Source organism: Hymenobacter coccineus (assembly GCF_001816125.1).
In the GTDB taxonomy this organism is placed as follows: Bacteria; Bacteroidota; Bacteroidia; order Cytophagales; family Hymenobacteraceae; genus Hymenobacter; species Hymenobacter coccineus.
On sequence record NZ_MDZA01000409.1, the window covers coordinates 1 to 22,170 of the forward strand.

23 protein-coding genes are annotated in these 22,170 nt (G+C 63.1%); 7 read left to right on the forward strand and 16 right to left on the reverse strand.

From position 1 onward, the window contains the following. The first annotated feature begins 255 nt into the window (after positions 1–255). The 3 genes from groES to BEN49_RS18830 all read left to right on the forward strand — a co-directional run bounded on the left by groES (position 256) and on the right by BEN49_RS18830 (position 2,932). A complete protein-coding gene (groES, locus tag BEN49_RS18820) occupies positions 256–546 on the forward strand; it encodes a co-chaperone GroES (RefSeq protein ID WP_068232777.1) in 291 nt (96 codons plus the stop codon). 63 nt (positions 547–609) lie between these two features. Further along, the gene (gene groL / locus BEN49_RS18825) at positions 610–2,250 is read left to right on the forward strand and encodes a chaperonin GroEL (protein WP_070745989.1); all 1,641 of its coding nucleotides are present in this window, start codon (positions 610–612) and stop codon (positions 2,248–2,250) included. A 133-nt stretch (positions 2,251–2,383) separates the two neighbouring features. After that, entirely contained in the window at positions 2,384–2,932 is a 549-nt protein-coding gene (locus BEN49_RS18830) for an RBBP9/YdeN family alpha/beta hydrolase (protein WP_070745990.1), read from the forward strand. Positions 2,933–3,035: 103 nt separating this feature from the next. On the opposite strand, the gene BEN49_RS18835 is transcribed toward BEN49_RS18830, so the two are convergent. Continuing rightward, positions 3,036–4,598 (reverse strand): peptide MFS transporter, encoded by a 1,563-nt coding sequence (locus BEN49_RS18835; RefSeq protein WP_070745991.1) that lies wholly within the window; start codon positions 4,596–4,598, stop codon positions 3,036–3,038. A gap of 113 nt (positions 4,599–4,711) precedes the next feature. Further along, positions 4,712–5,617 carry an AraC family transcriptional regulator gene (locus BEN49_RS18840; protein ID WP_070745992.1) on the reverse strand — a complete coding sequence of 302 codons (906 nt, stop codon included), beginning with the start codon at positions 5,615–5,617 and terminating at the stop codon, positions 4,712–4,714. Positions 5,618–6,002: 385 nt separating this feature from the next. Between BEN49_RS18840 and pckA the strand changes: the two genes are divergently transcribed. Beyond that, positions 6,003–7,595, forward strand: a complete 1,593-nt coding sequence (gene pckA / locus BEN49_RS18845; RefSeq protein ID WP_070746011.1) for a phosphoenolpyruvate carboxykinase (ATP) — start codon at positions 6,003–6,005, stop codon at positions 7,593–7,595. 152 nt (positions 7,596–7,747) lie between these two features. Here the strand turns inward: pckA and map are convergent, their stop codons facing one another. Further along, positions 7,748–8,512 (reverse strand): type I methionyl aminopeptidase, encoded by a 765-nt coding sequence (gene map / locus BEN49_RS18850; protein WP_070745993.1) that lies wholly within the window; start codon positions 8,510–8,512, stop codon positions 7,748–7,750. Positions 8,513–8,842: 330 nt separating this feature from the next. On the opposite strand from map, the gene BEN49_RS18855 reads away from it, so the two are divergent. Continuing rightward, positions 8,843–9,637 (forward strand): S1/P1 nuclease, encoded by a 795-nt coding sequence (locus tag BEN49_RS18855; RefSeq protein ID WP_070745994.1) that lies wholly within the window; start codon positions 8,843–8,845, stop codon positions 9,635–9,637. A 187-nt stretch (positions 9,638–9,824) separates the two neighbouring features. Here the strand turns inward: BEN49_RS18855 and BEN49_RS18860 are convergent, their stop codons facing one another. Beyond that, positions 9,825–10,796, reverse strand: coding sequence for an ADP-ribosylglycohydrolase family protein (locus BEN49_RS18860; RefSeq protein WP_070745995.1), 972 nt, complete (start codon positions 10,794–10,796; stop codon positions 9,825–9,827). An 86-nt stretch (positions 10,797–10,882) separates the two neighbouring features. Between BEN49_RS18860 and BEN49_RS31215 the strand changes: the two genes are divergently transcribed. Beyond that, a complete protein-coding gene (locus tag BEN49_RS31215; protein ID WP_438831796.1) occupies positions 10,883–11,647 on the forward strand; it encodes an RsmE family RNA methyltransferase in 765 nt (254 codons plus the stop codon). 138 nt (positions 11,648–11,785) lie between these two features. On the opposite strand, the gene BEN49_RS18870 is transcribed toward BEN49_RS31215, so the two are convergent. The 6 genes from BEN49_RS18870 to BEN49_RS18890 all read right to left on the reverse strand — a co-directional run bounded on the left by BEN49_RS18870 (position 11,786) and on the right by BEN49_RS18890 (position 17,243). Continuing rightward, positions 11,786–13,132, reverse strand: coding sequence for a vanadium-dependent haloperoxidase (locus tag BEN49_RS18870; protein ID WP_070745996.1), 1,347 nt, complete (start codon positions 13,130–13,132; stop codon positions 11,786–11,788). A gap of 222 nt (positions 13,133–13,354) precedes the next feature. Beyond that, on the reverse strand, positions 13,355–13,480 hold the full coding sequence (locus tag BEN49_RS30220; protein ID WP_262490223.1) for a hypothetical protein: 126 nt from the start codon (positions 13,478–13,480) through the stop codon (positions 13,355–13,357). A gap of 50 nt (positions 13,481–13,530) precedes the next feature. After that, positions 13,531–13,992 (reverse strand): hypothetical protein, encoded by a 462-nt coding sequence (locus BEN49_RS18875; protein WP_070745997.1) that lies wholly within the window; start codon positions 13,990–13,992, stop codon positions 13,531–13,533. An 814-nt stretch (positions 13,993–14,806) separates the two neighbouring features. Further along, positions 14,807–15,316 carry an SMI1/KNR4 family protein gene (locus BEN49_RS18880; RefSeq protein WP_070745998.1) on the reverse strand — a complete coding sequence of 170 codons (510 nt, stop codon included), beginning with the start codon at positions 15,314–15,316 and terminating at the stop codon, positions 14,807–14,809. Between the two features lie 12 nt (positions 15,317–15,328). Beyond that, positions 15,329–16,717 carry an RtcB family protein gene (locus BEN49_RS18885; RefSeq protein WP_070745999.1) on the reverse strand — a complete coding sequence of 463 codons (1,389 nt, stop codon included), beginning with the start codon at positions 16,715–16,717 and terminating at the stop codon, positions 15,329–15,331. Between the two features lie 46 nt (positions 16,718–16,763). Next, entirely contained in the window at positions 16,764–17,243 is a 480-nt protein-coding gene (locus BEN49_RS18890; RefSeq protein ID WP_070746000.1) for an ankyrin repeat domain-containing protein, read from the reverse strand. A gap of 87 nt (positions 17,244–17,330) precedes the next feature. Here BEN49_RS18890 and BEN49_RS18895 point away from each other — a divergent pair, with 87 nt between their 5' ends. Continuing rightward, on the forward strand, positions 17,331–18,002 hold the full coding sequence (locus BEN49_RS18895; protein ID WP_070746001.1) for a DUF4159 domain-containing protein: 672 nt from the start codon (positions 17,331–17,333) through the stop codon (positions 18,000–18,002). Between the two features lie 105 nt (positions 18,003–18,107). On the opposite strand, the gene BEN49_RS18900 is transcribed toward BEN49_RS18895, so the two are convergent. The 6 genes from BEN49_RS18900 to BEN49_RS18920 form a co-directional block, all read right to left on the reverse strand. Next, positions 18,108–18,320 (reverse strand): hypothetical protein, encoded by a 213-nt coding sequence (locus BEN49_RS18900; RefSeq protein WP_070746002.1) that lies wholly within the window; start codon positions 18,318–18,320, stop codon positions 18,108–18,110. Between the two features lie 405 nt (positions 18,321–18,725). Then, positions 18,726–19,298: a 1-acyl-sn-glycerol-3-phosphate acyltransferase gene (locus BEN49_RS18905; protein ID WP_070746003.1), complete on the reverse strand. Its 573-nt coding sequence runs from the start codon at positions 19,296–19,298 to the stop codon at positions 18,726–18,728. Between the two features lie 52 nt (positions 19,299–19,350). Then, positions 19,351–19,944 carry a patatin-like phospholipase family protein gene (locus BEN49_RS18910; RefSeq protein ID WP_239692007.1) on the reverse strand — a complete coding sequence of 198 codons (594 nt, stop codon included), beginning with the start codon at positions 19,942–19,944 and terminating at the stop codon, positions 19,351–19,353. Beyond that, a complete protein-coding gene (locus BEN49_RS31015) occupies positions 19,892–20,164 on the reverse strand; it encodes a patatin-like phospholipase family protein (RefSeq protein ID WP_369073221.1) in 273 nt (90 codons plus the stop codon). The genes BEN49_RS18910 and BEN49_RS31015 overlap by 53 nt, the downstream gene beginning before the upstream one ends. 71 nt (positions 20,165–20,235) lie before the next feature. After that, the gene (locus BEN49_RS18915) at positions 20,236–21,084 is read right to left on the reverse strand and encodes an MBL fold metallo-hydrolase (RefSeq protein WP_070746004.1); all 849 of its coding nucleotides are present in this window, start codon (positions 21,082–21,084) and stop codon (positions 20,236–20,238) included. A gap of 100 nt (positions 21,085–21,184) precedes the next feature. Continuing rightward, on the reverse strand, positions 21,185–22,132 hold the full coding sequence (locus BEN49_RS18920; protein WP_070746005.1) for an acetyl-CoA carboxylase carboxyltransferase subunit alpha: 948 nt from the start codon (positions 22,130–22,132) through the stop codon (positions 21,185–21,187). Positions 22,133–22,170: the final 38 nt, after the last annotated feature.

Sequence of the window (22,170 nt, forward strand, 5' to 3'; positions counted from 1 at the left end):
CCCGGCCGCGCCCGCCACGGCTCCCCAGCCCGCCAACTAACTGGCCGTGGGGCCCCGGGCCTCGCTTAAGCTCAGCCTTGCCGGCGGCTCCGCACCATGCGGGGCCGCCGTTTTTTTGGGGCCTTGGCTTGCCACTTTTGCCAGGTGGCGGGGCCGAATTGGCACATTTTGTCAGGGTTTGGGGCCCTGGCACGGGAAATGACGTGGTGGGGCTTATCCTGATTACCCATCCTTTTTAACCTTAACAAACCCAGAATGGCACTTAGCATGAAACCGCTGGCTGACCGCGTCATCGTCCGCGCCGCCGCCGCCGAGGAGAAAACCAAATCCGGCATCATCATCCCCGACACGGCCAAGGAGAAACCCCAGCGCGGCGAAGTAGTGGCCGTAGGCGAAGGCAAAACCGCTGACAGCGGCTCGCTCATCAAGCCCCAAGTGGCCGTGGGCGACCAGGTGCTGTATGGCAAGTACGCCGGCACGGAAATCACCGTTGACGGTGAGGACCTGCTGATCATGCGCGAGTCGGACATTTTCGCCGTGTTGTAAGCCCCGGCTTAACCCGCGAAAGTCCCCAATCAACCCATCCCCTCATACCCTCATTACCTAGTAATGGCTAAGAACATCCAATTCGATACCGAAGGCCGCGCCCGCTTGCAGGCTGGCGTGAACAAGCTGGCCAACGCCGTGAAAGTGACCCTGGGGCCCAAAGGCCGCAACGTCATCATCGACAAGAAATTTGGGGCCCCCTCGATTACCAAGGACGGCGTGACCGTGGCCAAGGAAATCGAGTTGCGCGACCCGATTGAAAACATGGGCGCCCAGCTCGTGAAAGAAGTGGCTTCGAAAACGGCTGACCAGGCCGGCGACGGCACCACGACGGCCACCGTGCTGGCCCAGGCCATCTACACGGCTGGCTCGAAGAACGTGGCCGCCGGGGCCAACCCGATGGACTTGAAGCGCGGCATCGACAAGGCGGTAATCGCCGTGGTGGCCAACCTGAAGACCCAGTCGAAGAAAATCGAGAACAACTCGGAGATTGCCCAAGTGGGCACGATTTCGGCCAACAACGACGCGGAAATCGGCAAAATGATTGCCGATGCCATGGACAAAGTGGGCAAGGAAGGCGTGATCACCGTGGAAGAAGCCCGCGGCACCGAAACCGAAGTGAAGACGGTGGAAGGCATGCAGTTCGACCGCGGTTACCTCTCCCCTTACTTCGTGACCAACCCGGAGAAGATGGAAGTGGAGTTCGACTCCCCTTACGTGCTCATCTACGACAAGAAAGTGAGCACCATGAAGGAGCTGCTGCCCGTGCTCGAGCAAGTGCTCCAGACCGGTAAGCCCCTGGTTATCATCTCGGAAGACGTGGACGGTGAGGCCCTGGCTACCCTCGTAGTGAACAAGCTGCGCGGCTCGCTGAAAATTGCCGCCGTGAAAGCTCCTGGCTTCGGCGACCGCCGCAAGGCCATGCTGGAAGACATTGCCACCCTCACGGGCGGTACCGTCATCAGCGAAGAGCAGGGCTACAAGCTCGAAAACGCCACCCTGGAGTACCTGGGCACGGCCGAGAAGATCATCATCGACAAGGACAACACGACCATCGTGAACGGCAAGGGCGAGAAGACGGCGATTCAGAGCCGCATCGCCCAGATCAAGGCCCAGATGGAAACCACCACGTCGGACTACGACAAGGAGAAGCTTCAGGAGCGCCTTGCCAAGCTGAGCGGTGGCGTGGCCATCCTCTACATCGGCGCCAGCACCGAGGTGGAAATGAAGGAGAAGAAAGACCGCGTGGACGATGCCCTACACGCCACCCGCGCCGCCGTTGAGGAAGGCGTGGTACCCGGCGGCGGCGTAGCCCTGGTGCGGGCCATTGAGGCCCTGGCCGCGGTGGACACCCACAACAGCGACGAGCGCACCGGTGTGAACATCATCCGCACCGCCCTGGAGGCTCCCCTGCGTTGCATTGTGCAGAACGCCGGCGGCGAAGGCTCGGTAGTGGTGCAGAAAGTGCGCGAAGGCAGCGGCGATTTCGGGTACAACGCCCGCGAAGACCGCTACGAGAACCTCGTGGCCGCTGGCATCATCGACCCGACTAAAGTGACCCGTTTGGCCCTGGAAAACGCTGCCTCGATTGCCGGCTTGCTGCTGACGACCGAAGCCGTTATCTCGGACGAGCCGGAAGCCGAAAAAGGCGGTGCCGGTGACCCAGGCATGGGCGGTATGGGTGGCATGGGCGGCATGATGTAAGTCAAGCCGCGAGCCCTTCTGCTCCGCTAATGAAAAAGCCCCGCTGGCAGTGCCAGCGGGGCTTTTTTGTGGATTATTGCGCCAGTTGCCGCCGTGGGGGCCCCGCTGCTGCCCGGCCGCGCTACCTTCGGGCATGAGCAAGCCGACCCATTACTTCGTCGTGCCGGGCCTGGGCGGCTCGGGCCCCCAGCACTGGCAAACCTTGTTTGAGCAGGCGGGGCCGCACTTTACCCGCATTGAGCAGCGCGACTGGGACGCGCCCGATTGCGCAGAATGGGTGGCGGCCATTGCGCACGCGCTGGCGGGAGCGGCCCTGGAAAACGTGGTACTGGTGGGCCACAGCTTGGGCTGCGTGGCCATTGCCCAGTGGGCCCGCGCGCACCCGCGCAGCGCGGCCGTCCTCAAGGGGGCCCTGCTGGTGGCCCCGGCTGACATCGAGGCACCGCGCCCTGACCCTCCCCTGACCACGGGCTTCGTGCCCATCCCGCTGGGGCCCCTGCCTTTCCGAAGCCTGGTGGCCGCTAGCACCAACGACCCGTGGGTGACGTGGGACCGGGCCCAGCACTTTGCCGCCGCGTGGGGCAGCGAGCTGGTCGACCTCGGCCCGGCTGGGCACGTGAACCCCGACGCTGGTTTTGGGCCCTGGCCAGCGGGCTGGGCCCTACTGGAACGGCTGGGCTAACGCCCGTCGGCCATCCGGGCAAGCCTGCGCACGGTGAGCATTGTTTAATAGAAAAGCCCCGCTGACTAAGCCAGCGGGGCTTTTGAAACTAACAGCAGGGGCCCTAGGCGGCCGCTGGCGCGTGGTTGCGGGCGTCCATCATCTTAGCTAGTTTGCCGCTGATGGCGAACAATAACACTGCCGCCACGGCGGCCGACACGACGAAGACCAGGAAGAAATCGTAGAGGTTTTCGATGTGGTAGCCGAGCAGCACCGGCGCGGGCTTCGTCGATTTGGGGTCGGGGTAAAGGCTGCTCATGTAGCCGGCCAGGTAGTTGGCGGCCGCGTTGGCCAGGAACCACACGGCCATCAGCAGGGAACTGAATTTGGCCGGGGCCAGCTTGTTGACGAGCGAGAGGCCGATGGGCGACAGGCACAGCTCGCCGATGGAGTGGAAGAAGTACAGGGCCACCAGGAAGAACATGCTCACCTTCACGCCTGGCTGCACGTTGTGCACGCCGAAGCACATCACGAGGTAGCCCAGGGCCAGCAGGGCCAGGCCCATCGCCATTTTGACGGGGGACGGCGGCTCGGCGCCGCGGCGGCCCAGGGCCGTCCAGATCAGGGCCATGACGGGGGCCCCGGCCACCACGAAGAAACCGTTCAGGTTTTGGAACAGGCTGGCGGGCAGTTCGTAGCCGAAGAGGTGGCGGTCCATCTGCTCATCGGCAAAGAAGGTGAGCGAGGCCGGGGCCTGCTCAAACGCCGCCCAGAAGAACACCACGAAGAACGACACGATGAAGATGACCAGGATGCCCTGGATGTCGGCCCCGCTCAGCGACTTATCGCTGAAAATCATGAAGGCGATGACGACCACGGCCACGCCCAGCAGCGGGGCAATGGTGGCGAACTTGGCCGAATCGAGCCACAGAATGCCAATCATGACGGCCAGCAGCACCGGCAGCAAGGCAAACACGCCCTTGATGCCGCCGGAGTTCACCGGGGTTTCGCCCACCTGCTCGCCTTCGGGCGTGTGCAGGTAGCGGGTTTTGCCCCACTGGAAAAAGACGGTGCCCAGCACCATGGCAATGCCGCAGGCCAGGAACGCCCACCGGAAATCCTCCGACCGGCCGGTGTCGCCCACCAAGCTGGTGACGGTGTTGCCGAAGAACGAGCCCAGGTTGATGCCCATGTAGAAGATGGTGTAGGCCGCGTCCTTGCGCTTGTCGGTGGCGCTGTAGAGGGAGCCCACCATCGACGAAATGTTGGGCTTGAAGAAGCCGTTGCCCAGAATCATCAGGCCCAGGCCGAGGTAGAGCAGCTGATGGCTGAGGGGGTGGGTGGCTTCGGCGCCGTAGTTGGAGGCGGCCGCGAAGAGCGTGAACTGCCCAAGCGCCATCAGGGCCCCGCCGGTGAGGATGGAGCGCCGGTTGCCCCAGTAGCGGTCGGCGATGAAGCCGCCGATGAGGGGCGTGAGGTAAATCAGGCTGGTGTAGCCGCCGTAGAACTTCGAGGCGAAGGCCTTGTCCATCAGCATGGCCTTGGTGAGGAACAGCACCAGCACGGCCCGCATGCCGTAGTAGCTGAACCGCTCCCACATCTCGGTGGCGAAGAGCAGGTACAGGCCCTTGGGGTGGCTGGTGGAGTCCGGAACGGAGTGCTCGCGCTGGGCAGCAGCAGGTTGCATAGAGAAGGGGTAGGAGTGAAAGAAGGCCGCATTACCGACCGGCGCAAATGGCCGGCAATACGGGATGGGTAAAGCTAGGGAAGTTTCGGCAGTCGGCCCCCGGGGCCCTGGCGCTAGGGCTGGGCGGCGGCCGGGGCCCCCGCGGCTTGGTAGGCGCGGGCACGGTAGGCCCCCGGCGAGAGGCCGGTTTGCTTGCGGAAGAAGCGCGTGAAGTAGCCGGGGTCGACGAATTGCAGCTCGTAGGCAATTTCCGATACCGCGAGGGACGTGTACACCAGGTAGTTGTGGGCCCGGCGCAGGGTGTGGGCCTGCACAATTTGCAGGGCCGTGCGCCCCTTCACGGCCTGGCAGATGCGGTTGAGGTGCACGGGCGTAATCTTGAGCTCCTGCGCAAAATCGGCAATTTTCTTCTCGAAGGGCGCGGCCCGGGCAATGGCTTTCTGGAACTCGCGGAAGTAGTGCAGGGCCCTATTGGGGCTGGCGGCCTTGCGGCGGTTGTGGTGCAGCAGGCGGAACAGCTTCACGAACAGTAGCTTAAAGAGGCCGTTGAGGGCGAGCTGCTTGCCGGGCAACTCGGCGTGGGTTTCGGCGTGGATTTGCTGCGCTAGGGCCTGCAAATCGGCATAGGGCACCTCGGCGCTGAACTCGGCCAGCACGTGCACCGCGTTCAGCTCCACCAGCACGTCGGGCGTGGCCTGCAAAATGGTGTCGAGCAGGCCCTCCGAAAGCGTGAGCGTGCGCCCCCGCACCTGCGGGCTGAACGTGAAGCCGTGCACCGTGCCGGCCGGGATGACCACCACGCAGGGCGTGATGAGCGCCGCTCGCGCGGGGGCCTCAAAGGCAGCGCGGCCGGCTTCCAGGAAAAACAACTGGAACAGGTTGCCGTGCAGGTGCGGCTTCAGGCCCCAGTCGGTGAGGCGCTGGCGGGGCGCGATGAGCTGGCTCTGGAGGTAATCGTAGCTGACGCCGGCCTGGTGGTCGCCGTAGATGCCGTTGTAGCGCGCAATTTCCTGGGGCATGGCCGGACGGGGGAGAAAACAGGTGATTTTTTTACCGCAAACCGATGGATTTTCTCCGCAAGGTATGATTTGTCCTGGTAATGGTGCGAATTGTTTCAGTGCGCCGCAGGGGGCCCCCGCTACCTTTGTCATGTTCAAAAAGCACCCCGCAACCGCTCGTCAATTTCGCAGCCGTTGCCCATAAGCTACTCGCTTACACGCTATTTGCGCCTATCCGCAGGTGCCCCTGGCCGCTCGGCCGCCGGGGCCCTCCCGCCGAAATGCTTCTCCCTGGGGCCCCAGGGCCGGGATATTTTGTGCCTGTCCTTCCGTATCAACTTCGTCCCACCCATCTTTTTCCGTTTATCCTATGTCAACGACCGCCTACTCGCCCGCCGCCGACCGAATGAAGCCGCTGGGCTTTGGCACCACCACCGGGGCCGTGCACCTCAACCTGCCGCCCGCCGCCCTGGTGGACCACGCTCTGCGCCGCGGCGAAGGCGAGCTGACCGACACGGGGGCCCTGATGTGCGACACCGGCCAGTTCACGGGCCGCTCGCCCAAGGACCGCTTCATTGTGCGCGACGCCGGCACGGAAAACAGCGTGTGGTGGGGCGACATCAACATCCCGTTTGCGCCGGAAAAATTTGACCAGCTGCACCAGAAAATGGTGGACTACCTGGCCGACAAGGAGGTATTTGTGCGCGACGCCTACGCCGGGGCCCACCCTGCCTACCAGCTGCGGCTGCGCGTGGTGAACGAGCTGGCCTGGCACAACCTGTTCTGCTACAACCTGTTCCTGCGCCCCGAGGACGGCGCCGACACCGCCTGGCTGCCCGACTTCAGCATCATCTGCGCCCCGGGCTTCGAAGCCGACCCCGCCGTGGACGGCACCCGCCAGGCCAACTTCGCCGTCATCAACTTCACCAAGAAGATGATTCTGATTGGGGGCACGGCCTACGCCGGGGAGATGAAAAAGGGCATTTTTGGGGTGCTGAACTACTTGCTGCCCCACCAGCACGCCACGCTGCCCATGCACTGCTCGGCCAACGTGGGGCCCCAGGGCGACACGGCCATCTTCTTCGGCCTCTCAGGGACCGGCAAAACTACCCTCTCGGCTGACCCCAACCGCGGCCTCATCGGCGACGACGAGCACGGCTGGACGCCCGGGGGCGAGGTGTTTAACTTCGAGGGCGGCTGCTACGCCAAGGTAATTGATTTGAGCCAGGAGAAGGAGCCCGACATCTGGAACGCCATCCGCTTCGGAGCCATCGTGGAGAACACGCGCTTCGCGCCCGGCACCCACACCGTGGACTACGCCAACAAATCGGTGACCGAAAACACGCGCACCGCCTACCCCATCGACTTCATTGCCAACGCCGTGGAGCCGGGCGTGGCCGGGGCCCCGCAGCACATTTTCTTCCTCACCGCTGACGCCTTCGGGGTACTGCCGCCCATCAGCAAGCTCGACAAGAGCCACGCCATGTACCTGTTCATGTCGGGCTACACGGCCAAAGTGGCCGGCACCGAAATGGGCATCACCGAGCCGCAGACCACGTTTTCAGCGTGCTTCGGGGCCGTGTTCCTGCCGCTGCACCCCACCAAGTACGCCGAAATGCTGGGCCAGAAAATGGACGAGAACCCCGACGTGAACGTGTGGCTCATCAACACCGGCTGGACCGGCGGCAGCTACGGCACCGGCAACCGCATGAAATTGGGCTACACCCGCGCCATGATTACGGCCGCCCTCACCGGCCAGCTCGACGAAGTTAAATTCACCCCCCACCCCGTGTTCGGGGTGATGGTGCCCGGGGCCGTGCCCGGCGTGCCGAGCGAAATTCTGGACCCGCGCCGCACCTGGGCCGACAAAGCCGCCTACGACCAAACCGCCAACGTCCTGGCCGATAAGTTCGTGGCCAACTTCGAGAAATTCACCGCGTCGGCCAGCGAAGAAATCCTGGCCGGGGCCCCTAGCGCCCGCGTGGCCGTGGCAGTATAAGCCATCGCATTAAGCAAGCAATAGAAAAGCCCGGTCAGTAGCTATTGACCGGGCTTTTCTATTACTTTGTTGACTCAAGTTGTGGACTGTAGCAGGCGGAGGAAGGCTAAGCCAAGCCAGAACAGCCTACTACTCCAAGCAACTTGTGCTGCTTACTCCCAAATGCGGTTCGCCGCCGTGAGGATGATGGGCGCGCCGTCCGTGATGACGATAGTGTGCTCGTGCTGGGCCACGAAGCTGCCGTCTTTGGTGGCCAGTGTCCAGCCGTCACTGAGCGGATGGGCCAGCGTGGCGCGGGTAGAAATGAACGTTTCTACCGCCACCACCGAGTTCTTTTTAAAGCGTTTCAAGTTGTAGCGGTCGTAGAAGCAGGGGATTTCCTTGGGCTCCTCGTGCAGGCTGCGGCCGATGCCGTGCCCCACCAGATTTTTAATCACCCGAAAACCTGCTTTTCGCGCTTCAGCTTCAATGAGCCCGCCGATGTCGGCGATGCGGACGCCGCCGCGAATGCGGCCGAGGGCGGTGCGCAGGATTTGCCGGGAGGCATCGACCAGCGGCTGGTGGTGGTGGATATCGGCCCCGAGCACGAAGGAGCCGCCGTTGTCGGCCCAGTAGCCATCCAGCTCCGCCGACACGTCGATATTCACCAAGTCGCCGGCTTGCAGCACCTTGCGGTCCGACGGAATGCCGTGCGCCACCTCGTTGTTCACGCTGATGCACGTCCAGCCGGGAAAGCCGTAGGTCAGCCGCGGGGCCGATTTAGCCCCCAAGGCCGCCAGTATTTGCCCGCCGTATTCGTCCAACGCTTTGGTCGTCATGCCCGGTTGGGCATAGTCACGCATTTGCTTGAGGGTAGTGCCAACGGCCGCGCTAATGCGCTGAAGGCCAGCTAGTTCTGCTTGGGAAGTGATGGACATAGAGCGGAGGGGTTGGGTGCGCTGGCGTGGTACCGGGTTGGCGGGTCAACACGCCTGAAGCGGCGCTAATTTACTTCATACGTTCGCCAAACTCGGTTACTAGCGCGGCACTTGAAGCAGCTAGTTGTTTTCTAATTGCGTTTGAATGACCTTACTAGCAATTAATTAGGCAACATTACCTTGCTGCGGTTGGTCATTATACGCGCTTTACCACGCCTTGCGTGGGCCAGGAGGAACTTGAGTCATTTGACGCAACTCCCCGCCCCGGGCGCAGTCTATGGGCGGGCGCCGGGGCCCCGGGCGTTAGTTTTGGCTTTCTTTTTCTTTCGTATGACGCGTTTTCGTTTTCTGCCGCTGCTTCTGTTAGTACTCGTGCCCGCTCGCCTCTGGGCCTGGGGCGTGGAAGGCCACCGGGCCGTGGGCCGCCTGGCCGAGCGCCACCTCACGAGCCAGGCGCGCCGCGCGGTGCACGAGTTGCTGGGCACCGAAACCGTGACGCTGGTGAGCACCTGGTCCGACGAAATCCTGTACCCGCCCGTGCCTGAGTTCAAGGGCACCAGCCCCTGGCACTACGTGAACAGCCCCGCTGGCCTCGGCCACGACCAGTACGTGCAGGACCTCAAGGCTCAAACCATCCCCAACGCCTACCGCGCACTGCTCGACAACCTAGCCATCCTGAAGGACAAGTCCAAGCCCAAGGCCGACCGGGCGGTGGCGCTGAAGTTCGTCATCCACCTCGTGGGCGACGTGCACCAGCCCCTGCACGCCGGCCGGCTCGAAGACAAAGGCGGCAACAGCATCAAGCTCACCTACCGTGGCAAAGACACCAACCTGCACAGCCTCTGGGACAGCGGCTTGCTGGACTATCAGGGCCTGAGCTACTCCGAAATGGGCCAGCAGTACGACGACGTGCCCAAGGCCCAGCAGCGCCAGTGGCAGCGCGACGACGTGACCCAGTGGCTCTGGGAATCGTACCAGCTCAGCGAGCAGATTTACGCCGAAGCTGCCCAAAACCCCACCGGCTTTGACTACCGCTACTACCCCGCCCACGGGCCCCAGGTGCAGCAGCGCATCCAGCAAGCCGGCCTGCGCCTGGCCGCCGTGCTGAACGACGCGCTGAAATAGCGCGCTGGGGCCCGTGCTTAATTCAGTTGTCGGTTGCTAGCGTGGATATAAAACCGGGTGGTCCGGCGAATCGCCCAAAGGGCTTCGTCGGGACACTCTTGCTGAAAAACAGGGGCCCTAGCCTATTGCCAGAGTGGCCCGACGACAGAAAAGTTGCCGGACCACCCATAGCCCGCCGCCTGTATACTTACTTGGCGGCCGCCAAACGCTCAGCCAATTCCTCGATATCCGCACGGCGCGCCAGGGGCCCCAGCCACTCCGCGGGCAGCCCGACTTCCCCGTAGGCAAGGCCGGCCAGGCCGCCCGCCACGGCCCCGGTTGTGTCGGTATCTCTGCCGAGGTTGACGGCGGCCAGCACCGTGGCGGCGTAGCTGGTTTGGTTGAGCAGGCACCAGAGCGCCGCTTCCAGGGTGTGCACCACGTAGCCAGAGGACTCGATTTCAGCTTCAAGCAGCGCGGGCAAGCTGCCGTCGAGCACGCGGCGGTAGTAAATGTCTTCCACCGCCGCAGGAATACTGCCGTGCCGCAGCCACGGGTTGGCTGCCGCCATCATTTGGGCGTAGGCCGCGGCCGGCGGCAAGCCCGCCAGCAGCCCGCGCGCCACTAGCAAGTACAGAAAACAGCCCAGCGTGGAGCGCGGGTGGCCGTGCGTGACGCTGGCCACGGCGGCGGTTAGGGCCCACGCGGCGTCCAGGTCCAGTGGTTTGGCCCGCCAGGTTTGGTGGAAGGCCAGCGGTAGGATGCGCATCAGGGCCCCATTACCGTTGTCTGCTTGGGTGCGGGGGCCTGCCTTAGTTGGCTCCACCCCTTTGCGCAGGCGGCCGATGGCGGCGCGGGTGGCGTTGCCCACGTCGAAGGTTTCGGCGGTGGCTGTCCAGTAGGCGTTATCCAGCCAATTAATGCAACGGCGGGCAAAATCGGCTAAATCTGGGGCCCCTAGCAAGCCCGCGGGCCGCGCCAGGGTTTCGGCCAGGCAGAACGTGAGCGAGGCATCGTCGGACCACGTGCCGGCCGGCTGGTCGTGCGTACCGTAGGCGCGCAGGCCGGTTACGGGGTCGCGGCGGCGCTCGTCGCGGCTTCGGAATTCGACGGGCACGCCCAGGGCGTCGCCCACGGCCAAGCCCAGCAGGGCGGCCCGGGCAGCAGAAGGTAATAGCATAGGCACCAAAAGTAGCGCACGGACCGCCCGCATTTCCTGGCCGAAATAGCGCGCTGGGGCCCCAAAGCAGCCGACCTTTGCGCCCCATGCTGACCTGCTACGCCCCCGACCTGCACCCCGGCCAACCGGCCTACACCCTCTCCGAAGAAGAAAGCAAGCACGCCGTGCGCGTGCTGCGCCTGGGCCCCGGCGGCGCCGTGTCCCTCGTGGACGGCCGCGGGGGCCGCTACCAAGCCGAGGTGGCCGACGCCAACCCCAAGCGCTGCCAGCTGCGCCTCACCGCCCACGAAGCCGTGCCGCCCCGCCCCTACGTCACCCACGTGGCCGTGGCCCCCACCAAAAACCTCGACCGCATGGAGTGGTTTGTGGAAAAAGCTGTGGAAGTGGGCGTGGACCGCATTTCCTTCCTGCGCTGCGCCCGCTCCGAACGCCGCGAGCTAAAGCTGGAGCGCCTGGAGAAAATAGCGGTCAGCGCTCTCAAGCAGTCGGGCCAGGCGTGGCTGCCGCAGCTCGATGAGCTGGTGGACTTCGCCCCTTTTGTGGCCGCCGCCGACGCGGCCACCACCTTCATTGCGCACCTGGAGGAGGGCGAGCGCACGGCGCTAGCGCAGGTGGCCGCGGCGGCCCCGGCTGCTGCGTGCTCATCGGGCCCGAGGGCGACTTCACCCCTGAGGAAATTGCCCTGGCGCTGGCCCGCGGCATCCGGCCCGTCACGTTGGGCCCCTCGCGGCTGCGCACCGAAACGGCAGCGCTGGCGGCCGTGTTCACGGCGCAGGTGGTGCAGGAGCTACGCTGATGCACAGCACGCACTTGCACTGCGGGTCGCTGGGCTTACCTCACTCGCGGATTAGACCGCTCTGTTGCGGTTTCCGGGTCCGGTCCGCCGGCGGGAGCCGGCTGGCCAGTTACCGTAGAATAGGCTAGCCAACGACAAGCGGTGGGCCGGCTCCCGCCAGCGGACCGGGCCGTACATTCGCCTAGAGACGGCGCTAGGCGGTTCCCTGCCAGTAGCTCACGGCTTTCTGGAAAGCCTGCTCCCCTACCCGGCGGCCCATGTCCAGGGCCACCACGTTGCCCTCGTAGAAGTGGATGCCGCCGTAGAGGCGCGACTCGCCGGCGTCAAGGGCGGCCTCGCGAAAGGTGTTCCAGCGCATGGTCAGGCCCACCACGTTTTCGGTGGGGTCGGCGGCCAGCGGTTTGGGCTGGAGGTAGAAGTAGCCGAAGGCATCGCTGCTCGTAAACAGCCGCAGCACCGTGGCGGCGGCCATGCTAAAGCCGCTGTGCCCCGATACGTACTCGGCAAAAGGCGGCGTCGGGAAAGTGTTGACCTGAAAGGTTTTCCAGGTTTCGCCGGGCAGCTCGACGGTGCCCTTGCCCGCCCCGCCCCAGGCCCGGATTAGTTTGCCCCGAAATAAGTACCGAATGGCCGTGATGGGGCGGCAGTAGTCGTAGAAGCGCTTGGCGTCCCAAACGGCGATGGAGGCATCGAACACGGCATTGGTCATCGCAAAAAACAGCTTCACCGTGGCGTCGAGCGACAGCTGGTCGCGCTCGGCCACGTAGGCGGCAAAGAGCGTCCAGTGGCCGGGCGGCAACTCCGATTTGGGGCCGTCGGCCCAGTACTCGGCCATTACTTTCTGCCGGGGCGTGAGGCCGGCCTGCACGTCTACCACGTGGCGGGCCTGGTCCAGAAACGCCTGCGAGAGCAGCGGAATGGGCGGCCCCGGCCGGAACTGGCTGCCGCTGGTGAGGGCAAACGGCTTGACCCCGCCCCAGTGCGGCGCGATGTAGGGCGGCGTGGCGGGCTTGCTGTCGTCGGTGAGGTAGGTGAGCGGCTGCCAGCGGTCGGGGCGGGGCAGGTCTTCGACGGGCGTGGCAAAAAACGGCACCAACGGCTTATTGACTGCCGCGTAACCCGTGGTATCGGCGTAGCCGCTGGCCTCGTTGGCCCCGTCGTTTTGCCGGAAGTCCAGCACCTGCTGAGCGGCCTTGTTGCCCACGCCCAACGGCGAAGTCAGGTTGATGGCCGTTTGGGTGGGGTCGAGGCCCAGCTGCGTCATCTTGGTGTCAAAAAGGCCTTTTACCTTCGGAAACTGGTCGGCTAGCGCCCGGTAGGCGGCGTAGTGCAGCGAGGTGGCCACGTTGGCAGGCGTATGGGGCACGCCCGCCACAAAGTTGGCCCGCGTCAGCTTGGCCGTGGGGTCGTAGGCGGCCCAGGCATCGTAGAGGCAGGTGTGCACGATGGCGATGGCGCGCGCCGTCATGGGGGGGCCGGGCTTGGTCTGCCGGATGGCTTCGAGCAGCAGGTCATTCCAGTCGGTTATGAGGTTAGCCATAGCGCGCAAAAAATGGGTGGGATAAAAGGCCGCCGCCACGAGGCTGCTTTATAAGTAGTAAATATATACTATTTATTATTTATAAAAGCACAATTGGCGCGCCCCAAGCTATTGCCGGCTCGGTAAGCAAGTCAGCCCCCCAGCAGCGCAGCACCGATAAAAGTGCCGCATAGGGCAATGGGTAAGGTGGCTACGGGCCGCGTAGGGATTGACGGAAGACTACTACAAAGGAACCCACCCCTCGCGCAGCAAAAACTCGTGCTTTTCCAACGTTTTGGGCGCGAAGTGCGCCGCAATTTCGGGCGCCTGTGGGGCCCCAATGCTGCCCGTGCTTTGCAAGAATCGCAAAAGATTTTCCAGGTGATAAATGGGCAGCGAGTTACTTTTTCAGCACGAAGCTAGCCATCCACCCGAACATACTGCGGCTCGTAATCAAGTATTCCTACCGTGACAATATGATTAAGATCGTGGACGGTATCGAAGGCTATTTCCCATACAATGGGCTGCACTGCACAGGTAGGAATTGACAAATATTCCGGCTTAAATTCCTGGGCAAAGTCTTGGATAACGGGCAGCGGCATCCACGCACCAAACTCTTGCTCAATGATTTCTTTCCAACGGGGCACCAACCGAAAATAATCGGTTTCGATTTGGCTAAAAAAGTCTTTCTGCCGTTGCGTAGGGCCCCTGAGCCCCGCCGTAACCCCTAATTCAATCATTTGGCCGCTCGGCTTAAAATGGCGCTTGCACTCAAAATAGCCTTCATCTGGATCGTTGGGATTTCCTATAAATATCATCACCCCGAAAAATTCATCACCCGTTGTTATTGTTTTGCCAGAAAACAAATTCCAGAATCCCATTGCAATTTTATTAATTATTTATCGAATAGTAATTAATAAAAGCTACTTTACCGGTGGGCATTCACAATAATTAAAAGGCGCTCAGGCTCCTAATTACTACTGCAATGTCGAGCATTGAATTATTCTGCGTAATCACTTCCCATCAATCTATTAGTATTTAAGATAAGCCAATGGACTGGCTTCACGCATCCGCTTGCGCAGCGGGTACCATGCTGGAGTAACGCCGTTAGTCAGCTTTATACGCTGCCAACTGCTGCTGCAAAGCCGCTTCGTAGGCCGGGGTAAAACGCAGCTGCCCGGCCTGCGCTGCCAAGTGGCCCTGCTGCGCGCGCGTCCCACCAGTCCTTCACAAAGCCGGGGGCGTAGCCACCCAGGCTGAATTCGCCATCAAATACCAGCATATAGGGGTACGCATCCAGGTACTGTGGGCGCGGGTACGCACCGGCCGCTGCGTGCTGTAGAGCCAAAACTGCACGTCGTAGAGCAGATTGGAGCGCGCATCGTCGAGCAGGGCAAAGAAGTATCGGCCACGATGGCGGCCGCGATGCGCCGAATCAGGGCCCCGGGCGACCCCGTGGGCTCGGCGTCGCAGAGATGCTGAGGCAATTCCGAGAATTGGCCAATGGCTACTTTTTGCGCATCCGACTGGGTTTCTTCATCGGTGGTATTGTCTTCCTCAGCAAGCGTTAGAGCGGTTTCGGAGTCAGTGGCTAGTAGCGCGAACTTTGTAGTTCGCGTCGCTGCCCGGCCATCGCCCGGACGAAGCGAGCGACGCGAACTACAAAGTTCGCGCTACTGCCCGTTGCGCTGTACACTAACCTGGAAACTGCTCTAGGCCTTGCAAAAACTCGCCAAAGCTGGTGGCCAGCAGCGTGTGCACCGGCTCGCCCTCGGTTTCGACATCCACGTGAATTACCTGTGGCTCGCCGGTGGGGCCGCACGCCGAGTAATCGAGCATAATGGCATCGTGGCCAGCCGAGGGGCACTCCCCCACCACAATACCAATGGCCGGGTAGCCCCACTCGGCCATCGTAAACTGGCTGCCCAGCTCCGGCGAGTCGATGCCCCACTGCCCGCCCAGGCCCCTAATGCCGCTCAGCGCCACGTGGTCGTCGGCCCAGGACGTGGGCGCGGCCGTGGGGAAGCGGGTGCGGCGCGGCGTGCCGCCGTTTTGGGTACGCAGCAGCGCCTGGTAAGCAGCGGGCAGGTGGTAGCCCAGCAGCTCCTCGGCCTGCTTTACCCGCGCCGGCGTTGCCTGCCCCGGGCTCACAAAGTAGTCGGAATCGTCCCAGAAATCAGTCGGTACCAGCGCTTTTTTCGCCATGTTGCATATTCATCAAGTGGCCGTATTTGCCTTCTCCCGCTTCTTGATGCGCCACGGCGCGTCCTGCTCCCAGTCGCCGGCCATGATGCAGCCGTAGGGCCGCACCTCGTCGAGTACGGTGGCCAGGCCAAACTGCGCAATCTGCTGCTGCACCTCGGCGGCGTCTTTGTAGGCGCTGGGCAGCTCCGAAACATCAATGCGGTTGAAGAAAAACCGGGCGTCGATGCCCTGCGTTTCCTCCGCATACCACTCCTCCTTGGTCTTGTCGGTGCGGCTGGCTTTGTGGCGGGTGCGGCTGAGGTTGCGGCCCGCCCCGTGCGGCGCAAAGCCCAGGTTATTGGCCGTGGTGGCGCCCTCCACAATCAAAATGGGCTGCGCCATGTTGAGCGGAATAATGCGCGGGCCGGTAATGTCGGGCATGAAGCGCGAGTCGAGCGGCGTAGCCCCCTTGGCGTGGTAGTAGAGGTCGCCGGCTCGGAACACGAAGTTGTGCTCGTTCCAGTAGCGCTGCTGCACAGGCGCGGCCAGGCGCTGGGCAATGTCGTCGTGTAGGCACAAATGGTTGAGCTTGGTCCACTTGCGTACGGTTTGCAGGGCCTGCCAGTAGGCCACGCCCTCGGCCGAATCGGCGGGCAGCCAGGCGTTGGTGGGCGCGGTTTCGGGCGAGAGCTGCTGGCGGAAGCGCTCGGCCACCTTCATGCCCTGGGTATAGAGGCGCGCACCTACTCCGCGCGAGCCGTGGTGCGTCACGAGCACGGTGTCGCCGGTATTGCGCGAAATGCCCACGTACAGGAAATGGTTGCCGTCGCCCTGCGTGCCCAGCTGCTCGTGGGCCAGGGCGAGGGTTTTATCAGTGTCCAGGAAAGGGTTGGCCTGCATCTCGGCCCGCAGGTCGGCGGGCAACGCGTAGCGCCGCTCCGGCGGCCGGCCGCCAGGGCCGAAGTGCGTCACCTGCTGGGCCACGTCCAGCACTTGCTTGGGATCGGCTTTGCCCAGGTTGGTCAGCATCACCGAGCAGCAGATGTCAGCCGAGTGCATGCCGGGGTGGATGGCGTTGCGCGTCGCCACCACCCCGCCCACCGGAATGGTGCCGGGGGGCCCCGCCGGGCAGGCATCGGGCATAATGGCGCCCGTCACCACGGTAGGCGTGCGCATGAGCAGCCGCATCGACGCCCGCACGTAGTCGATGTTCTGCTGCTCGACCACCGAGCTGGCGCTGATGTTTTCGTAAAAAGGCAGCGGCTCGGGCAGCAGCGGAATCTCGGCCGGCGGCTGCACCGTGGCGAGGTAGGCCAGCATGGTTTCGCCACTCAGGCCGCGGGCGTTGATGTGCTCCAGGGCCCCCTTAAACCATTTGCCCGACTTGAAGCCAAGATCAAGGAGGTCTTTGCCGTTGGTCATAAATATCTATTTTATAAATACTGCAAGCCTATTTCACACTGTTAAATCAGTCTTTACTAATTGACCCTATTACCTTTCTGAACGGTTCTGGATATTTGTCCAGGCTGCTCAGACTAGCTCCTTCTTGCACGTAAAGCTTGACAATTCGCAGTTCATCTTTGGCATTAAAAACAGCCCTCCAGAGAGGAGCATTGCCATACACATCTAGCACATTCACGTCTGCGCCAGCCTTCAACGGCATTCTAGCCGCGTCTTCGTTCTTTTCCTGTCCAGCAAAATACAGGGCTGAATCCCCGTTTCTATCCTGATGGTTGGCATTGGCTCCTTGCTTAATAAGCCAACCTAGCAAATCCTCATTTTTGTGCAGAGTTGCTAGAATCAATGCGGTTCGCAAATAGCCATCCGTAGCCTCAATGCCAGTTTCCGCTAAAATCTTTTTGACGCCCTCGTTGTCATGCTGTCGAATAAGCCAATTGACATCGTCAAATCTGGGGTCTGTCTTATTAGGTCGTCCGGCCCTAGCCATTGTTGGTTGAGTTGAATGCTGAGTTCAAATGTAAATCCATTTCCAGCCAGCGGAATACTTGCAGCCTTCATTCGTACATTGAATTCCATGCTTCGTAATTTCCTTATCGCCGCCGCCCTGCTCCTCACCACCACGGCCGCCGCGCCGGCCCCCGGGGCCCCCAGCTTCCGCATCGCGAAGCTGCACTACGGCGGCGGCGGCGACTGGTACGCCAACAAGACCAGCCTGCCCAACCTCATCAGCTTCTGCAACCAGGCGCTGCACACCAACATCGCCTCCGACGAGGCCACTGTGGAGCTGGACGGAGCGGAACTACTTGATTACCCGTTCGTTCACATGACGGGACACGGCAACGTGAGCTTTACGGCAGCGGAAGCAATGAACCTGCGGCGCTACCTCATCGGCGGGGGATTTTTGCACATTGACGATAACTACGGGCTCGACAAGTTTATCCGGCCTGAGATGAAGAAGGTGTTTCCCGAACTGGAATTTGTGGAGCTGCCCTACTCCCACCCCATCTACCACCAGAAATACCCGTTTCCGCAGGGCCTGCCCAAGGTGCACGAGCACGACGGCAAGCGCGCCCAGGGCTTCGGCCTGGTGTACAAGGGCCGGCTGGTCTGCTTCTACAGCTTCGAGTGCGACCTGGGCAACGGCTGGGAAGACGTGGGCACCTACCCTGAAGACTCGCCCGCCGTTCACGAGGCCGCCCTGCGCATGGGCGCCAACCTGGTGAGCTACGCCCTCACGCAGAACTAGTTTTTAGTTGTCAGTTGCTAGTTGTCAGTTGTTAGGGAAGCCTTTAGGCCGTCATGCAGAGCGCTAGCAACGGAAATCAACAAACCGACAACCGACAACGAACAACTAAAAAGCCCCCGGCCGCCGGTTTAGGATTTCGCTGAGCACGAAGGCGGCGCGCACGTTGGCGGGCTGAGCCAGCAGGCGGCGCACGGCGGTGCCGGTGCTTTCGGGGGCCGCCTTGGGGGCAAATGGCCGGTAGGTGGCATCGGGCTGGGCCGTTATTACGGCCCGGGGCAGGTTGGCGCCGCGCTGCGCGATGGGCGTGGCCGGGCTCATGGGGCGGGCCGTGGCCGGGGTTTCCAGCGAGGTGAGGCGGCGTGGGGGGGGCGGCGCGCGGGTTGCTCCTGCGTGCGGGCCACGGGCATGGGGCCGGCCGCCGAGCGTGCTGGGGCGGGCCGCCGGGCCAGTGGGGCGCGGGCAGAAACTGGCCGGTAGCAGGTGGCTTAGGGGCCCCGGGCTCGTCGGCGTTGCGGGCTTGCATCTGCTTGAGCAGCTCCTGAAAGGTGGCGGTGGGCAGCGCGGGTACGGCCGGCGTGCGGGGCCGCTCGCGGGCCTCCTGGGCGGCGGTGGCGCGCATTTTCTGCACCATGCGGTACAGGAAGCCGCCGAGGCCCAGCGCAATCCAAAGCAGCGTTTGCACCTTTTCCATGCGGCTAAAGGTAGCGCCGGCCGCGCACTTGCTCAGCGCACGCCCTGGGCGGGGAAGCGGCCGGTTTTGGTGCGGTAAAAGACCTTGATTTTTTCCTCGTCGGCGGGGTAGTCGCCGCTCGGGTACACGGCGGGGCCGATGCCGGCTTCCTTGTTTTTGTAGTCCAGATAGCCCAGGCGGATGGGTACGTGCGCGGCCAGGGCAGCGAAGTAATAGCCTTTGCGCCAGCGCGGCTGGTACTTGCGGGTGCCTTCGGGGGTGATGAGGATTACCAGTTCGTCGTGCTCATTAAAGAGCTCGGCCATGCCCTCCACAAGGCTGTTGTTCTTGGTACGGTCCACGGCCAGGCCGCCCACCGAGCGCACCAGGCCCCCAAGCAGCCAGTGGTCGGTCCACTCCTTTTTCACGGTGAAGCGCAGGTCCACGTCCATCAGGTAGAACGCGGCGCGGGCGTAAATCAGGTCCCAGTTGCTGGTGTGGGGCGCCGCAATCATCATGCTCTTCTTAATTTCCGGGTTGGCGATTTGGCCCAGCTTCCACCCCGAAGTCCAGAACACGAATTTGGCGATGTAGAACCAGACGGTGGACGTTTTGCGGGCGGGCATCGAACTAAAATTGGGGGTTGGGAAGAAACGCAAAGGTAACGCCGGGCCCGCCTCAGGCCAGCAGGGCCCCCAGGGCGGCGGCCTGGCCCAGCGCGTAGCGGTAGCCAATGTCGAAAATCTCCGCCGCCCGGCGGTAGTCGAGTGGGCGGAAGTCGCGCAGCGCGGGAGGCTCCAGCAGCAGGGCGCATTGGGTTTGGCGGTGGGCCGTGTTGGCGTTGATGGCCAGTTGCAGGGTGCGCTCCACCAGCCGGCGCAGCGTGGGAATGTGCGCCGCGCGGTTGATAGGGTTGCAGTGCACGCCCACCACGGGGCCCCCAAAGGCCAGCAGCGGCTCCACGGGCAGGTTGTTGAGCAGGCCGCCGTCGACTAGCTGCCGCCCCTGGTACTGCACGGCCCGGTACACGATGGGCACCGCCGACGAGGCCAGCAGCGGCGGCAACAGGGGCCCCGTGCTGAAGTACACCGACTCGCCGGCCAGCAAATCGGTGGCCACCAGCGTAAGCGGCAGCCGCAAATCTTCGAAGCGCACTTGGGGCCCCAAATGGCTGGCCAGCAGCGCCTCCACGGCGTCGAGCCCCAGCAGCCCCAGCCGGCTAAAGGCCGGGCGCGTGAGCCGGGCCACGTTGGTGGCCAGCAGCAGCCGCAAAATCTCGCGCGGTGCAAAGCCGGCCGCGTAAAACGCCGCCGCAATGCCCCCCCGAGCTCACGCCCGCCAGCCGCCCCACGGGCAATTCCAGCTCGTCGAGGGCCGCCAGCACGCCCAGGTGCGCAATGCCCCGGGCCCCGCCGCCCGACAGGGCCAGGCTTAGGTCAGCTGCCTTTGGATTGGCTGTTAGCTGTTGGCTGTTAGCTGTTAGCTGTTCCATTGTGCGAGCTTTTCAACCACCGGATTCTTCACAAAAAGCTAACAGCCAACAGCCAAGAGCTAACAGCTAAATTACAAGTCGCTGATGCGCAGGCGCTCGGCTAGGGCTACGCCGCGCTCGGTTTGCTGCACGGTGCAGGCTTCGGTGAGGTGGTCGTGCTGGAGCAGCAGCACCCAGTTTTCGGCGGCGGCGCGGGCCAGCACGGCTTCTTTCTCGGCCATCGTCACCAGCGGGCGCATGTCGTAGCCCATCACGTAGGGCAGCGGCAGGTGGGCGGCGCTGGGCAGCAAATCGGACATAAACGCCAGCGTACGGCCCTTGTACTCCAGCACGGGCACCATCAGCTTCTCGGTGTGCCCGTCGGCAAACAGCAGCTCGCGGAACTGCGGCAGCGCGGCCGGGGCCCCCGCGGCGGGGTCGAGGAAGCGCAGCTGCCCGCTCTCTTGGAGCGGGAGAATGTTCTCCGTCAGGAAGCTCGCTTTTTCGCGCGGGTTGGGGTGGGTGGCCCAGTCCCAGTGGGCCGGGTTGCTCCAGTAGGTGGCGTTGGAGAAGGCCGGCACCAGGGCCCCGTCGGGCCGGCGCACCACTGCCCCGCCCACGTGGTCGAAGTGCAGGTGCGTCAGAAACACGTCCGTCACGTCGGCCCGGCCGAAGCCCAGGGCCCCCAGCGACCGGTCCAGCACCCCGGCGGGCTGGTAATCAACGCGGCTGAAGAACTTCGCGTCCTGCTTGTCGCCCAGGCCGGCGTCGATGAGCAACAGCCGGTTGCCGTCCTCAATCAGCAACGAGCGCATGGCCCAGGTGCACATGTTGTTGGCATCGGCGGGGTACACCTTCTGCCACATCGACTTGGGCACGACGCCGAACATGGCCCCGCCGTCCAGCTTAAACAACCCGGTATCAATGGCGTGAATTTTCATTTTTTAATTAAAAATTAAAAGTGAAAAATTAAAAATCATTGCCAGCGCCGAAGTGGTCGTCGTTACCAACTTTTAATTTTTAATTCATAATTTTTAATTCTCACTCCACCACCACGCCCATGGCCGAAAACTTGTCGATGCGCTGCGAGATGCGCTCGGCGGCGGGGATGGCGGCCAGCTCTTTCAGTGTTTTGAGCAGCGTCTTTTTCAGGGTGGCAATCATGGCCTCCGGGTCGGTGTGGGCCCCGCCCAGCGGCTCCTTCACAATACCGTCCACGAGGCCCGCTTTCTGCATGTCAGTGGCCGTGAGCTTGAGGGCCTCGGCGGCCTGCTCCTTGTAGTCCCACGAGCGCCACAGGATGCTGCTGCACGACTCGGGCGAAATCACCGAGTACCAGGTATTTTCCAGCATCAACACCCGGTCGCCGATGGCGATGCCCAGGGCCCCGCCGCTCGCGCCCTCGCCGATGACGACGCAGACCACCGGCACTTTCAGCATGAACATCTCCTTGAGATTGCGGGCAATAGCCTCGCCCTGCCCCCGCTCCTCGGCCTCCAGGCCCGGAAACGCGCCGGGCGTGTCAATCAGCGTCACGATGGGCACGTTGAACTTCTCGGCCAGCTTCATCAGGCGCAGGGCCTTGCGGTAGCCCTCGGGGTTGGGCATGCCGAAGTTGCGGAACTGCCGCTGCTTGGTGTTGTGGCCCTTTTGCTGCCCAACGAACAGCACCGGCTGCCCGTCAATCTCCCCAAAGCCGCCCACCATGGCCTTGTCGTCGCCCACGGTGCGGTCGCCGTGCAGCTCCACAAACTTCTCGGCCATGCCGCCGATGTAGTCCAGCGTGTAGGGGCGCTCGGGGTGGCGCGAGAGCTGCACCCGCTGCCAGCGCGTGAGGTTGGCGTAGGTTTCCTTCTTGAGGTTTTTGATTTTGGTTTCCAGCGCCGCCACGGCGTTGGTCACGTCCACGTCGCTATCGGCGGCCAGGCGCTGCATTTCCTGGAGCTTGCCTTCGAGGGCGGCGATGGGTTGTTCAAAATCGAGTAGCATTGCGGACACGGCTGGTAGAGAAAGAGGCAGGAGGATAC